General features: G+C 62.5%; 14 protein-coding genes, 1 other RNA gene and 1 pseudogene. 4 read left to right on the forward strand and 12 right to left on the reverse strand.

What is annotated here, in order from left to right; translation table 11 throughout:
- Positions 1–49: 49 nt before the first annotated feature.
- Positions 50–1507 carry an IMP dehydrogenase gene (guaB, locus tag KWO_RS11650; RefSeq protein ID WP_010373039.1) on the reverse strand — a complete coding sequence of 486 codons (1458 nt, stop codon included), beginning with the start codon at positions 1505–1507 and terminating at the stop codon, positions 50–52.
- 188 nt (positions 1508–1695) lie between these two features.
- Positions 1696–2607 (reverse strand): bifunctional methylenetetrahydrofolate dehydrogenase/methenyltetrahydrofolate cyclohydrolase FolD, encoded by a 912-nt coding sequence (gene folD / locus KWO_RS11655; protein WP_010382160.1) that lies wholly within the window; start codon positions 2605–2607, stop codon positions 1696–1698.
- Positions 2608–2656: 49 nt separating this feature from the next.
- On the opposite strand from folD, the gene KWO_RS11660 reads away from it, so the two are divergent.
- The gene (locus KWO_RS11660) at positions 2657–2977 is read left to right on the forward strand and encodes a DUF1244 domain-containing protein (RefSeq protein WP_010382162.1); all 321 of its coding nucleotides are present in this window, start codon (positions 2657–2659) and stop codon (positions 2975–2977) included.
- Between the two features lie 161 nt (positions 2978–3138).
- Here KWO_RS11660 and KWO_RS11665 read toward each other — a convergent pair.
- The 10 genes and pseudogenes from KWO_RS11665 to cmk all read right to left on the reverse strand — a co-directional run bounded on the left by KWO_RS11665 (position 3139) and on the right by cmk (position 12021).
- Positions 3139–3213, reverse strand: a non-coding RNA gene (locus KWO_RS11665) — sX9 sRNA.
- Between the two features lie 59 nt (positions 3214–3272).
- Positions 3273–3562 (reverse strand): annotated as a pseudogene (locus tag KWO_RS23015) (monovalent cation:proton antiporter-2 (CPA2) family protein); the annotation flags it as partial.
- A 166-nt stretch (positions 3563–3728) separates the two neighbouring features.
- Entirely contained in the window at positions 3729–4622 is an 894-nt protein-coding gene (gene galU / locus KWO_RS11670; RefSeq protein WP_010373029.1) for a UTP--glucose-1-phosphate uridylyltransferase GalU, read from the reverse strand.
- Entirely contained in the window at positions 4622–6529 is a 1908-nt protein-coding gene (locus KWO_RS11675; protein ID WP_010382166.1) for a polysaccharide biosynthesis protein, read from the reverse strand. The genes galU and KWO_RS11675 overlap by 1 nt, the downstream gene beginning before the upstream one ends.
- 13 nt (positions 6530–6542) lie before the next feature.
- Positions 6543–7511, reverse strand: a complete 969-nt coding sequence (locus KWO_RS11680) for an MraY family glycosyltransferase (RefSeq protein WP_010373023.1) — start codon at positions 7509–7511, stop codon at positions 6543–6545.
- Positions 7511–8689 carry a lipopolysaccharide assembly protein LapB gene (lapB, locus tag KWO_RS11685; protein ID WP_010373020.1) on the reverse strand — a complete coding sequence of 393 codons (1179 nt, stop codon included), beginning with the start codon at positions 8687–8689 and terminating at the stop codon, positions 7511–7513. The genes KWO_RS11680 and lapB overlap by 1 nt, the downstream gene beginning before the upstream one ends.
- 6 nt (positions 8690–8695) lie before the next feature.
- Positions 8696–9001, reverse strand: coding sequence for a lipopolysaccharide assembly protein LapA domain-containing protein (locus tag KWO_RS11690; RefSeq protein WP_010382169.1), 306 nt, complete (start codon positions 8999–9001; stop codon positions 8696–8698).
- Between the two features lie 67 nt (positions 9002–9068).
- Positions 9069–9380, reverse strand: coding sequence for an integration host factor subunit beta (locus KWO_RS11695; RefSeq protein WP_010382171.1), 312 nt, complete (start codon positions 9378–9380; stop codon positions 9069–9071).
- 88 nt (positions 9381–9468) lie between these two features.
- Entirely contained in the window at positions 9469–11154 is a 1686-nt protein-coding gene (gene rpsA / locus KWO_RS11700) for a 30S ribosomal protein S1 (protein WP_003489652.1), read from the reverse strand.
- 183 nt (positions 11155–11337) lie between these two features.
- A complete protein-coding gene (gene cmk / locus KWO_RS11705) occupies positions 11338–12021 on the reverse strand; it encodes a (d)CMP kinase (RefSeq protein WP_010373008.1) in 684 nt (227 codons plus the stop codon).
- 172 nt (positions 12022–12193) lie between these two features.
- Between cmk and ykgO the strand changes: the two genes are divergently transcribed.
- From ykgO to KWO_RS11725, 3 genes are all read left to right on the forward strand, one after another.
- Positions 12194–12319: a type B 50S ribosomal protein L36 gene (gene ykgO, locus KWO_RS11710; RefSeq protein ID WP_005913193.1), complete on the forward strand. Its 126-nt coding sequence runs from the start codon at positions 12194–12196 to the stop codon at positions 12317–12319.
- A 241-nt stretch (positions 12320–12560) separates the two neighbouring features.
- The gene (locus KWO_RS11715) at positions 12561–12902 is read left to right on the forward strand and encodes a hypothetical protein (RefSeq protein WP_010372985.1); all 342 of its coding nucleotides are present in this window, start codon (positions 12561–12563) and stop codon (positions 12900–12902) included.
- A gap of 235 nt (positions 12903–13137) precedes the next feature.
- The gene (locus KWO_RS11725) at positions 13138–14172 is read left to right on the forward strand and encodes an agmatine deiminase family protein (RefSeq protein WP_010382177.1); all 1035 of its coding nucleotides are present in this window, start codon (positions 13138–13140) and stop codon (positions 14170–14172) included.
- Positions 14173–14221 lie beyond the last annotated feature (49 nt).

The following is a 14221-nucleotide window of genomic DNA, read 5'->3' on the forward strand; positions in this document are numbered from 1 at the left end:
GGGAGCGGCGGGCTCTTACGATTCCCGATTCGCAATTCCCCATTCCCGGTTATCCGGCGCGATAGTTCGGCGGCTCTTTGGTGATCTGCACGTCGTGCACGTGGCTTTCGCGCTGGCCGGCGCCGGTGATCTTGACGAACTTGGGCTTACTGCGCATGTCTTCGATGGTGGCGCAGCCCACGTAGCCCATGGTCGCGCGCAGGCCGCCGATGAGCTGATGGATGATGCCGCCGACCGGGCCGCGATACGGCACGCGCCCTTCAATGCCTTCTGGAACCAGCTTGTCGGCATCGGAAGCGTCCTGGAAATAGCGGTCCTTGGACCCCTTTTCCATCGCACCCAGGCTACCCATGCCGCGGTAGCTCTTGTAGCTGCGGCCCTGGAACAGTTCCACTTCGCCCGGCGCTTCTTCGGTACCGGCCAACAGGCCCCCGACCATCACCGTCGACGCACCCGCCACCAACGCCTTGCCGATGTCGCCGGAGTAGCGAATACCGCCATCGGCAATCAACGGAATGCGGTCCTGCAGCGCTTCGGCCACCATGTCCACCGCGGTGATCTGCGGCACGCCCACGCCAGCAACCACACGCGTGGTGCAGATCGACCCCGGACCCACGCCAACCTTGACCGCATCGGCGCCGGCATCCATCAACGCCAGCGCGGCATCGCCGGTGACGATGTTGCCGCCGATCACCTGCAACTGCGGATAGGTCTTCTTGACCCACGCCACCCGATCGATCACGCCCTGCGAATGGCCATGCGCGGTATCGACAATCACCACGTCCACGCCGGCTGCGGCAAGCAGCTCGATACGCTGTTCGGTATCGCCGCCCACGCCCACCGCCGCACCCACCAGCAAGCGCTTGGCGCTGTCCTTGGCGGCATTCGGGTTGTCGGTCTTCTTCTGGATGTCCTTGACCGTGATCAGGCCACGCAGCTCGAAACTGTTGTTGACCACCAGGACCTTTTCGATGCGATTGCGATGCAGCAGCTCGAGCACTTCCTCATCGCTGGCGCCTTCGCGCACGGTGATCAGGCGATCCTTCTTGGTCATGATGTGGCGGACCGGATCGTCGAGCTTCTTTTCGAAGCGCATGTCGCGGCTGGTGACAATACCGACCAGTTCGCTGCCATCCACCACCGGAACACCGGAGATGTTGCGCGCGCGGGTCAACGCCAGCACTTCGCCGATGGTGGTGTCCGGGCTGACGGTGAACGGCTCGGTGATCACACCGGATTCAAACTTTTTGACCCGCGCCACTTCGCCCGCTTGCTGCTGCGGGGTCAGGTTCTTGTGGATGATGCCGATGCCGCCCAACTGGGCCATGGCCACCGCAAGGCGGTGTTCGGTCACTGTGTCCATTGCCGCCGACAGAATCGGCAGTTTCAAGCGCAGGTCGCGCGTCAGCCGGGTTTCCAGGCTGACGTCCTTGGGCAGGACGATCGAATGAGCGGGGACGAGCGAAACGTCGTCGTAGGTGAGAGCTTCAGCCTGGATGCGTAGCATCGGCGGACCCGAGTTTGGGGAAGCGCGGCATTTTAACGCATTGGGGCCGGGATTGGGGAGTCGGCATTCGGGACAGGCAACAGCACCGCCTCGCACCGCCCGCCGTCGCCTGTTTTGTCAGGATGCCGATAGCCGGCCGATCTCGGATGCACTCCGAATCAGCCGATGCACGCGCCTCGCCGTTGCCTTTAACGAATCCCGACTCCCGACTCCTGAATCTCGGCCGCATCAGCGGCCTCGATGGTGTTCTGCATCAGCGTAGCCACCGTCATCGGCCCTACCCCGCCCGGCACCGGGGTGATCCAGGCCGCGCGCTGCGCGGCGGCGTCGAAACCGACGTCGCCCACCAGCCGGCCGTCATCGAGCCGGTTGATGCCGACATCGATCACCACCGCGCCCGGCTTGACCCAGTTGCCCGGAATCAGCCCCGGGCGGCCCACCGCCACCACCAGAATGTCGGCGTTGCGCACGCTGGCTTCAAGCACATCCGGCGGAGTGAATTTGTGGCAGCTGGTCACCGTGCAACCCGCAAGCAGCAGCTCCAGCCCCATCGGCCGGCCGACGTGGTTGCTCACGCCCACGATGGTGGCATTGCGGCCACGCACCGGCTGGTCGGTGTGGCCGAGCAAGGTCACGATGCCGCGCGGCGTGCAGGGGCGCAGCCCGAATTCGCGCAAGGCCAGATGCCCGACATTCTGCGGATGGAACCCGTCCACGTCCTTGCGCGGATCAATGCGCTGAATCAGCCGATTGGCATCGGGAATGCCAGGCAGCGGCAGCTGGATCAGAATGCCGTGGATCTTGGGGTCGGCGTTGAGCTGATCGATCAGCGCCGCCAGCTCGGCTTCGCTAGCTCCGTGCGGCAGGTCGTAATCGAAGGATTCTATGCCGACCTTCTCCGCCGCGCGCCGCTTGTTGCGCACATACACCGATGATGCCGGATCGCCGCCGACCAGCACCACCGCCAACCCGGGGCGCGCCTTGCCGGCCGCCAGCCGCGCATCCACCCGCAGCTTCAAACCGTCGAGCAATTCCTCGGCAATGCGGCGACCATCGAGAAGGCGGGCCGAAGCGGAGGCAGCTGGCGCGGAAGCGGTCATGGGGCGTCAGGTGTAGAGTCGAAGGCCGTCTATTGTCCCCGATTCCGTCATGACCGACACCACATCACGCACTGATTCGAGCATCACTTCCATCGAAGCGGCAGCATTTCGCCGCCTGCTACAGCATCTCAACCAGGAACGCACCGATGTGCAGAATATCGACCTGATGATTCTGGCCGGCTTCTGCCGCAACTGCCTGGGCGACTGGTACCGCGAAGCGGCCGAAGCGCAAGGCCAGACCATGAGCAAGGAACAAGCGCGCGAGGCGGTCTACGGGATGCCATTTGCCGAGTGGAAACAACAGCATCAAAAAGACGCCACGCCCGAGCAGTTGGAAGCCTTCGCAGCCGCCCAGCGTAAGCATGGCTAAGGCAGGCATCACTTCGCGCTGCTGCCAAATGACCGCGCGCGGTCATTTGGCGGATGTGGCGTGCTGAGGAGCCAAAGCGCATGAGTGACGATCTACACCGCATCGAGCACCTGATGCCCAGCAAATGCCCGCGCAATTGGTGTGTGACCCGCTTTTAGAGCGGCTAAAACAAAGTAGCGAGCAGTCATCAGGCGGGTCAGGGCGGCGCACAGAGCCGAGCCGGATGAGTGGTACATGCCGCATCGACAACGGCCGCGCCTGCCTGGTGCGTGCGCAGTGGCTCTGTGCGCCACTCTTAGTCGCGGCCTGACGGCTCCGCCTCTTCGGCCTGCGGCACCGCATCGGGATTGAGCGTGCGGCTGCCGCGACGCGGCCGTGTGAACGGTGTGGGCCGCGACGTGGCTGGCAAAGTGTTGCCATACATAGCCTGGCTCCGGCGCGTGCGTCCCCGGCAGCGATCTCCAATTCGAAACGCTCGGCATCGCGTCGGCGGATCTGGCGCGAAATCATGCCGGCTTCGCCCTCGTCCATCCCCAGCCCCTCCAGCGCGACCCTGCCGAAGATAACCGCCGACTCGAAAGTCTGGATTCTAGCGGTACGCACGCGGCATCGGCCTGCACCTAGGTGCGCACCTGCGGGTCGCGTGGCCTGCTATTCGGAGCTCTGCCAGCGCAGCGGTCCGTATGGCGAGCCCCTAAACGACGAACGACGCCAGTTGGCGTCGTTCGTGGAAACAGCAATTAAGCAGCAATCAACCGTGCGCGTCAGCCTGAGCCAATGCGCTACGCAGGATTTCCTTCGCTGGGCCGCCATGCTTTTCGTGCTCGAGCGCGAAATGCACGGTGGCTTCGATCAGGCCGATATGCGCACCGCAATCGAAACGGCGACCTTCGAAACGGAAGGCATCGACCTGCTCTTTCTTCAGCAGCTCGGCGATCGCGTCGGTCAGCTGGATCTCGCCGCCCGCGCCTGCACCGGTAGCCTCAAGAAATTCGAAGATCTTCGGACTCAGCACGTAACGACCGACCACGGCCAGATTGCTCGGCGCCACTTCCGGCTTGGGCTTCTCGACGATCGCATTGATGCGGCCCTTGCGGCCATCGAATGCATCGGTAGACACGATGCCGTAGCTGGCGGTTTTTTCGTGCGGCACATCTTCCACAGCGATGACGCTGCCGCCGGAGGCTTCTGCAACATCGGCCATCTGGGTCAGCGCAGCATCGCCGCGGTTCCACATCAGATCGTCCGGCAGCAGCACCGCGAACGGCTCGTCACCGACCACGGCCTTGGCACACAACACCGCATGGCCCAGGCCGAGCGCTTCTGCCTGCGTCACAAAAATGGCACGGACACCCTCCGGCAATGCGTTGCGCACCAGCTCTAGCTGTTCAAGCTTGCCTGCACGCTCCAGCTTTTGCTCCAGCTCGTAAGCCTTGTCGAAGTAATCGGCGATAGAGTGCTTGTAGCGGTTGGTCACGAAGATCAACGTATCGCAACCAGCCTGGATGGCTTCGTCGACGGCGTACTGAATCAATGGCTTGTCGATGATTGGCAGCATTTCTTTCGGCACCGTCTTGGTTGCCGGAAGAAAGCGGGTTCCAAGACCTGCGACGGGAAATACTGCCTTGCGAATACGCTGGCTCATTACAGTCTTCTGACCTCACGTGCGGGGAATGGAACGACCGTATCAGATCGCGCGTCGACTTTCCGTCGAGCAGCCGCGAAATCCGGCATCAGACTGCCCAGCACAGTCTCCATCGCGTTGATGTCATAGCGGTTAACGGCCTCGCGCAAGCGCGTCACCAGCTGCAACACTTGCTCATGCGAGAACTCGCGCACGCCGGCTTCGAGAATTTTCGGATGCGCGGTGGGACGATAGTCTTCGTCGGAATAGAACAGCGTCTCGTGCAGCTTCTCGCCCGGACGCAAGCCAGTGTAGAGAATCGCTACGTCCTTGCCCGGCTGTTTGCCGGCCAGACGGATCATCTGCTCGGCGAGCAGGCGAATCGGCACAGGCTCGCCCATATCCAGTGTATAGATCGCACCATGCGATGCCGACGCCGCCGCCTGGATCACCAGCTGGCAGGCTTCGGGGATGGTCATGAAGTAACGCGTCACATCCGGATGCGTCACCGTGACCGGGCCGCCCTGACGGATCTGTTCGCGAAACAACGGCACCACGCTGCCGGCCGAATCCAGCACGTTGCCGAAACGCACGGTGATGAAGCGCGTCTGCGCATCGCGCGCGTCCAGGCTCTGGCAGATCATCTCTGCATAGCGCTTGCTTGCACCCAGCACGTTGACCGGCTCGACCGCCTTGTCGGTGGAAATGAAGACGAAGGTTTCGATGCGTGCACGCTGGCAGGCGCGCGCCACGTTCTCAGTTGCCAGCACGTTGTTGCGCACCGCCTCGCGCAGTTGCTCTTCCAGCAACGGCACCTGCTTGTAGGCAGCCGCGTGGAACACCGCGTCCGGAGTCGCAGTGTTCAGCGCATGCGCAACCACCGCCGGGTCACCGCAATCGCCCAACACGCGCACCACTTCGATATCCGGGAAGAGCCGCCGTAGATCCGAATCAATGGTCAGCAGGGCCAGTTCGTCGATTTCTAAAAGCACGATCCGGCGCGCACCGTGACGTGCACACTGGCGGCAGACTTCCGAACCGATCGAACCGCCGGCGCCGGTCACCATCACGGTCTTGTTGGTCAGCCAGTCGCGGATGAGCCGCCAGTCGGGTGTGACCGGTTTGCGGTTGAGCAAGTCCTCAATCGCGACCTCCTTCAACTCGCCCGGCAGCGAGCGCCCTTCCAGCACGTTGATCAGCTTAGGCACCATGCGGAACGGCAGGCCGGTGCTTTCGCAGATCGTCACCACGCGCTGCATGCCGGAGGCATCCAGCGATGGGATCGCGATGACCAACAGCTTGGCGGCGGTCTCCTTGGCAATCGCGGCGGCTTGATCCAGATTGCCCAGCACATTGAGACCCTGAATCTTGGCGCCATGCAGTTTGTTGGCGTCATCCAGATAACCAATCGGCACAAACGCGCCGGTACGGCGCAGATCTCGCACCAAGCCTTCGGCCGCGCGCCCTGCTCCGAGGATCAGCACGCGCTGCCCGGCGTCACCGGAATGTGCGATCTGGTAGTCCTTCCAAGCGCGATACAGCAGACGCGGCGTACCCAGCATGGCCGACAACGCGAACGGATAGACCACTAGCACCGACAACGGCACGCCATCCAGGCGGTCGTATGACAGCGCCAGCACGATCGCGGCCAAGCCGAGAAAGCTCGACTTGAAAATGTTCCATAGGTCCGGCACCGAGGCGAAGCGCCACAGTCCGCGGTACAACCCCATGTTCCAGAACACCAAACCCTGCGCCACCAGGACTACCGCGGTGCGCCAGTCCCACAGCGGCAGATTCGGCGCCTCGCGTAACATGGAATAGCGGCCGGCGTGCAGTAGCTGCCAGCACAACCACACCATCAATAGGTCGTGTACCACGACCGCTATTTGCGGCAGGGCCTTGGTCAAACGGTCACGCCAGGAAATCATAAAAATCCATTACTCAGGAATTGCGCAGTCCATCGCGCAGAAAATGCCAGATTGCAGTGGCGCCAATGCCCCAAACCAGAGCTCCGGACACCTGCTGCCAAAATGCATCATGACGGATTAACGCATACAAGCAGACGGCAGCGACGCTGAAAGCGAAATAAACGCTGGTTACCGTAACGTGCGTCTCAAGCCGACGCGCCAAACGTTGGTAAACGTGCTGAGCATGCGGCTCCCACCAGCGTTGCCCGGCGAGCATGCGAGCAAGCAGCGTGAAGCCGGCGTCTACAAGAAACGCCGTCAACGGCAGCCAGCTGATCCACCAACTCACCTGACCATTCGCCACGTTCAGGGCAAGCAACGCCGCCAACACATAGCCGAGCGCACCGCTGCCGCCATCGCCCATGAAGATGCGGGCGCGCGGAAAATTGAACGGGACAAATCCCAGGCACGATGCCGCAACTGCCAGCCCTGCCCATGACCATCCCTCTGGCGCCACCAGCGAAAAACCGAAGGCAGCCAACGCCGCCTGGCTGCTAGCCAGCCCATTGATGCCGTCCATAAAATTCCAGACGTTGATCAACACCACCGACGCCGCAGCAGCCAGCACCCCATCCCACACATTGCCGGTGTAATGCCAAACCAAGCCACCCAACGAGGCCGATGCGGCCAGGTGGATCGCAAACCGCAGTCTGGCCGAAAGCGGCCGATGGTCGTCCCACCAGCCCACACCGGCCACTGCAATCAACCCTGCAGCGAACCAGCCCAGCATCAAGCGCGCCGCTGGCCACAGCACACTTGCCGCGACGCAACCCAGCAAGATCGCCGCCACGATCGCCATGCCACCACCCCGCGGCGTCGCCACCAGATGGCTGCGCCGTTCACCGGGATGGTCAAGCAGGCGGCGCTGCAAGGCATACCGCCGCAACAGCCAGGTCCCGAGTGCCGCGACAAGCAGGTGCAGCACGCACCACAGCCACACCATCAGACCACCGCGTAGTTCAACAGCGGTTTGACCGTACCCCATTCCTTGCAGCTCGGGCATTGCCAATGATGCGTCTTGGCCCCGAAGCCGCAACGCGTGCACCGATAGCTCGGATTGCGCACCAGCAGCTGGTCGGTGATGTGCTTGAGGTCCTGCAGCGTCCCGACCGGGTCGCTTCCCTCGGCAAGGGTAAGGTCGATCAGCGCCGACTCCCCGCGCACCGACGGGCGATCCTTGAGCTGGCGGCCGAGATAGGCCAACGCAGGCGCCACGCCATCCTGGGCTTCCATCAACTGGGTCAGCGCCAGCACCGGTGCGATGCCGCGATAGTGCTCGGTCATCTCCGAGAGGAAGTTGCGCGCACCCGCGATATCGCCGACTCGCCGATAGGCGGACATCAATGCGGGAATGATCTCCGGCAGATACTCCGGATCATGCCGGGCAGCACGTTCAAATGCGCGCACTGCTGCTTCGTCGTGACCGCGCTCGGCTTCGATGCGCCCTTCCAGAATGCCGGCGCGCACCGAGGTGCCATCGGCCTGGTAGGCACGCGCAATTGCCTGCAATGCGTCGTCGGTCTTGCCCAGGCCACGATTGCGGTCGGCCAGTTCGCATTCAAATTGCGAGATCAACTTGCCCATCGGCTCGCCGGTCACTTCTTCGTAGCGGGTGGCGTTGTCGATCGCCTTTTCCCAATCGCGTTCGGCCTGGTAGATGCCGATCAGATGGCGCAACGCCTGCGGCGCGCGCTGGTCCAGCTGCGCCAGTTCGGTGAACACCGTTTCGGCACGGTCCAGCAGGCCGGACTTCATATAGTCCTCGCCGAGCGCCAGCAGGGCCTGGACGCGCTGCTGATCGGTCAGGTCACCACGCTGCACCAGGCCCTGGTGCAGGCGGATCGCACGGTCCACTTCACCGCGGCGGCGGAACAAATGCCCCAGCGCGACCTGGGTTTCGAAGGTTTCCTTGTCCAGTTCGGCGATATGCAGGAACAGCTCGATCGCCTTGTCCGGCTGCTCGTTGAGCAGATAGTTCAACCCACGGAAATAGGTGCTGGAAAGACGACTGACCTGAGTGTCGCCATGACGCTGACCGCCTCGACGCCCGACGATCCAGCCGCCCAGCGCAGCCAGCGGCACAAACAGGAAAAACCAGATCCACTCGGTCAGAAAGTCCATACGTACTTACAGTCCATCGATGGGGCGCGGCTCGACGGCGGCAGGCGTGACAGCCCTGGCGTCGGCGCGACTGACCGCAACAGCCTTATTGGCCTGGCGCAGTTTGGAATAGAGGGGAATGACCACACTGACCAGCACCATGCCGGCACCGATCAACACACCGACCAGCAGTGCGACGATGATTGCGACACCTGAGCTGGTGTGCACACTGGAGAACAGGAAATCGAGCGTGATGTCCTGGGAATTGACAGCACCGATGATCAGACCGACCAACAGGAAGGCCAACATCACCAGCAAGCGAAGCACCTTCATGGCGAGACTCCGTCGGGAAGCGGGCTAGCTTAACCGAGACGACATAAATACAGCGCCAGAACGGGCTTCAGTCCGTCGCATCGGACATGTCGACGGGCACCACGGAGCTAACGCGCTCACGCAATTCCTTGCCCGGCTTGAAGTGGGGAACATGCTTGCCCGGCAACGCAACCGATTCGCCGGTCTTGGGATTACGCCCCAGACGTGGCGGACGGTAATGCAGCGAAAAACTGCCGAACCCGCGAATTTCGATCCAATCACCGTCGGAAAGCGCCTGCCCCATCATTTCCAGCAGCGACTTGACTGCCAGATCTACGTCGTCCGACTTCAGATGCGCTTGGCGTCGCGCCAGGATTTCAATCAATTCGGACTTGGTCATGGGAAGACTTGCTTTTTTCGACTGACACATCGGAATCGGCCCGGGCAAGCCCGGGCCGATCCATCACGCTCTTGCGAGCGCTACGCGCTTACTCGGACTTGTTGTTGTTCAACTGTGCACGCAGCAGCGCACCCAACTGAGTCATACCGCCCGACGCGGAGGCGGACTGGTAGTCCTCCAACGTTTCGCGCATTTCGGCATCGTCCTTGGCCTTGATCGACAGCTGCAGGGTGCGGCCCTTACGGTCCATGCCCACGAACTTGGCTTCGATCTTGTCGCCCACCTTGAGGTGCTGGGTTGCATCGTCGACGCGCTCGTTGGCGATGTCGCGTGCAGCGACGTAGCCTTCGATGCCATCGGCCAGGTCGATCGTAGCGCCCTTGGCATCCACTTCACGCACCACGCCTTCGACCTTCGAACCCTTCGGGTTGGACGCCATGTACTGACCGAACGGGTCCTGCTCCAGCTGCTTGACGCCCAGGCTGATGCGCTCACGTTCCGGGTCAACTGCCAGCACAACGGCTTCCAGCGTGTCGCCCTTCTTGTAATTGCGCACGACATCTTCGCCGGTGGTGTTCCAGCTGATGTCGGACAGGTGCACCAGACCGTCGATGCCGCCGTCCAGACCGATGAAGATGCCGAAGTCGGTGATCGACTTGATCTGACCGGACACCTTGTCGTTCTTTTTGTGGGTAGCAGCGAAGGTTTCCCACGGATTGGCAGCAACCTGCTTCATGCCCAGCGAGATGCGGCGACGCTCCTCGTCGACATCCAGCACCATCACTTCGACTTCGTCACCAACCTGCACAACCTTGGACGGGTTGACGTTCTTGTTGGTCCAATCCATCTCGGAGACGTGCACCAGACCTTCGACGCCCGGCTCGATCTCGACGAATGCGCCGTAATCGGTGACGTTGGAGACCTTGCCGAACACGCGGCTGTTGGCCGGGTAACGTCGCGCGATGTTGTCCCACGGATCTTCGCCCAGCTGCTTCAGGCCGAGGCTGACGCGGTTACGCTCGCGATCAAACTTCAGCACGCGCACGTCCAGCTCGTCGCCGACGTTGACGACTTCGGACGGATGACGCACGCGCTTCCAGGCCATGTCGGTGATGTGCAGCAGGCCGTCGATACCGCCCAGGTCCACGAATGCGCCGTAATCGGTCAGGTTCTTGACGACACCCTTCAGGATCGCGCCTTCCTGCAGCTTGTCCATCAGCTGCTCGCGCTCTTCCGAGTGCTCGCTCTCGACCACTGCACGACGCGAAACCACCACGTTGTTGCGCTTGCGATCCAGCTTGATCAGCTTGAACTCAAGTTCCTTGCCTTCCAGATAGGCCGGGTCGCGCACCGGGCGCACATCCACCAGCGAACCAGGCAGGAACGCGCGGACATCCTTGATGTCCACGGTGAAACCACCCTTGACCTTGCCACTGATGCGGCCGGTGATGGTCTCGTTTTTTTCCAACGCTTCTTCCAACTCGTCCCACACCATTGCGCGCTTGGCTTTCTCGCGCGACAGCACGGTTTCACCGAAGCCGTTCTCGATGGAATCGAGGGCAACCTTGACCTGGTCGCCTACGCCGACATCGATCTCGCCAGCGTCGTTACGGAACTGCTCGATCGGCACGATGCCTTCGGACTTCAGGCCAGCGTTGATCACCACCACGTCGCCGCGGACTTCCACGACGGTACCGGTGACGATCGAGCCCGGCTTCAGCTTCGCCAGATTGGCTTGACTGGCTTCGAACAGTTCTGCAAAAGATTCTGTCATTTGAATTTACTCAGTTGAACACACGGGCGCCGATTGTCGGAATGCGACAGATACGAACCGCCCAGCCTGTTGGTCGACTCCGGACAGCGAGTCGGTTTAGAAGTAATAGAACCGCCACGCAGGATGCGCGACGGAGCTTTGGAACGCCTTACGGTCGGCGGGACAGGCCCGCTTGCGGAACGCTTACGACGGCGTGTGGTCTGCGAGCAACCCGACCACACGCTGGACGACATTCTCGATCCCTATTCCGCTGGTATCGATCAGCACGGCGTCTTCGGCCGGCCGTAATGGCGCCACCACCCGCTGCGCATCACGGGCATCACGGGCCATGATCTCGCGTAGCAGGTCGTCAAAGATAACCGAAACACCCTTTTCCATCAACTGTTTATGGCGACGGCCCGCACGTTCTTCGGCACTGGCGGTCAGAAAAACTTTGAAGACGGCATCCGGGAAGATCACCGTCCCCATGTCGCGCCCGTCGGCAACCAGCCCGGGCGCCCGCCTGAATGCGCGCTGGCGCTCTTTCAGGGCGCTGCGCACCTCGGGAATGGCGGCAATTGCCGAAGCCAGTGCGCCAGTGGTTTCAAGGCGCAGCTCGCCGGTGGCATCCACGCCGTTGACCAGCACCCGCAGCCCGGATTCGCCGGCGTCGTCGAACTCCACCCTGGTGTCGAAGGTACAGCGCACCAATGCCGCAGCATCGGACACATCCAGATCGGCCCAGCTCGCTGCAACGCCTACCGCACGGTACAGTGCGCCCGAATCGAGGTAATGCCAGCCCAGCCGGGCAGCCACAATCCGGCTCACAGTGCCCTTGCCGGCACCGGAGGGGCCATCGATGGTGAGGACGGGCGACAGGTCGGTCATTCAGGTTTCCGGAAGGTCATCAGGCGTTAGTGTAGCGCCGCTCGCAGCAACCGCGCTGCAACCACTTGAAAGCACGACGAAAAGCCGGTTAGAATTGCCGGCTTAATTCTGGGTGCACCCTCGACCGTGGGCACTCTTCCATCGAATCCAACCGTTTACGCCGAGGTGTGCCATGAAAGTCCTGTCCTCCCTGAAGTCTGCGAAGACCCGTCACCGCGACTGCAAGGTGGTCCGCCGCCGCGGCAAGGTCTTCGTGATCTGCAAGTCGAACCCGCGTTTCAAGGCGCGTCAGCGCTAAGCCTTTGCGGCGCGTGCAAGACCCGAGAAAGCCGCCTCCGGGCGGTTTTTTCTTGGCCGCTGCTTCACACCGGTTGTTGCCACATGCGCCCGCCGGCCCAGCCACGGCATTAGCCGTCTCTACACCGACGCGCCGCCCGGGCAATCGCGTTGCTGCCAGGCCAGCCGCGTCACCGCAGCGGCTATCGTGGTTTTTTGCTGTAATCACCATCTGAAATCTTGTCCACTGGGGAGTAGATGACATGCGCAACCGTTTGTTTTTGATGCCGCCGATCGTGCTGACAATCGCGCTGATGGGGATCAGTGCCGTTGCTTCGGCCGATACGCTGCTGGTCGACCGTGCACAGCAGAAACCTGCTGCTGCCCTGCCCTTGCGTGGCGAGAGCATGAGCCAGGTCGAAGGCCGCTACGGCGCGCCGCAGGAAAAGCTCGACCCACGCGGTGGTCAGAAGCGTCAGTGGCCAACCATCCATCGCTGGGTGTATCCGGCGTTCACCGTGTACTTCGAAAAGAGCAAGGTGATCGACGTGGTGGCCAACAAGGCCGATGCCAACGAGATAGGGCCGAAGCCGCCGATTCGGTAATGCGGCGATGACAACGCCGCCGGAGGCGTTGGCGTCCGTTCGCCGCGCCAACAACCGTCACGGACGCATTGCACTGTGTGCTGCGTCCGTCAGCAGCCGGACATGGGTTGCTGCGATTCTGTCACAAGGCCAGGCGCACCGATGCGCGCCTGGATCGCAAGAGCCCGCATTCGCATGTGGGATATCGATGAACCTGCGGGCGATGGCCTGCACACCAAGATGAGTACTGCCTGGCATGACCGACCGTCTTCGTTTTCCCGCCGAGTGGGAACCTCAATCAGCCGTGTTGCTCGCGTGGCCGCATGCCGGTACTGATTGGGCCGAGCGCCTTGCCGATGTGGAAGAGACCTATATCGCGCTGGTCACGGCGATCTCCCGCTTCGAGCCGGTGGTCATCTGCGTCGCCGACGACGACCTGCAGATTTATGCCGAAGCACGGCTGCGTTCGGCGCGGGTGGATATGGCGCGCGTGCGCTTCGTCATCGCCGCATACAACGACACCTGGCTGCGCGATTCCGGCCCGATCACGCTGCGCCAGGACACCGGCTTCCGCTTGATGGATTTCCGTTTCACCGGCTGGGGCGGCAAGTTCGAAGCCAGCCTGGACGATCAGTTGGTGAGCTCGCTGGATGCCGCACGGGTATTCGTGCCGGCACAGGTAGAGACGGTCGACTTCGCCCTGGAAGGCGGCGCGGTCGAGACCGATGGTGCCGGCACATTGCTGACCACTTGGAAGTGCCTGCATGAGCGTCACCCGCAGCGCACGCGCGAATCGCTCAGCCGCGATCTGGCCACGTGGCTGGCCCAGGAGCGCTTGCTGTGGCTGGATCACGGCTACCTGGAAGGCGATGATACCGACGCACATATCGACACGCTGGCGCGCTTTGCCGGCCCGGATGCGATCGTCTATCAAGGCTGCGATGTGGCCAGCGATTCGCACTACACCGAGCTGCAGGCCATGGGCGCCGAACTGGCTGCGCTGCGCAGGGCCGACGGGCAGCCGTACCGCCTGTTTGTGCTGCCGTGGGCAGAACCCATTCTCGACCAGGGCCGCCGGTTGGCCGCGTCGTATGCCAATTTCCTGATCATCAACGGGGCAGTGCTGATGCCGGCTTATGGCGATCCGGCCGATGCGACTGCGCAGGCGGTGTTGGCGCAGGCGTTCCCGCACCATGAGATTGTGCCGGTACCGTGCCGTGCGCTGATCTGGCAGAACGGCAGCCTGCATTGCTTGACCATGCAATTGCCAGCCGGCCTGCTCGCCGCTTGAGAGCGGCTAACAAAAGGACCGCGCTCACCGCAAGGCGGGCGCGGCCTAT

Origin of the sequence: Xanthomonas vasicola pv. musacearum NCPPB 4379 (assembly GCF_000277895.2) — a bacterium.
Classification (GTDB): Bacteria; Pseudomonadota; Gammaproteobacteria; order Xanthomonadales; family Xanthomonadaceae; genus Xanthomonas; species Xanthomonas vasicola.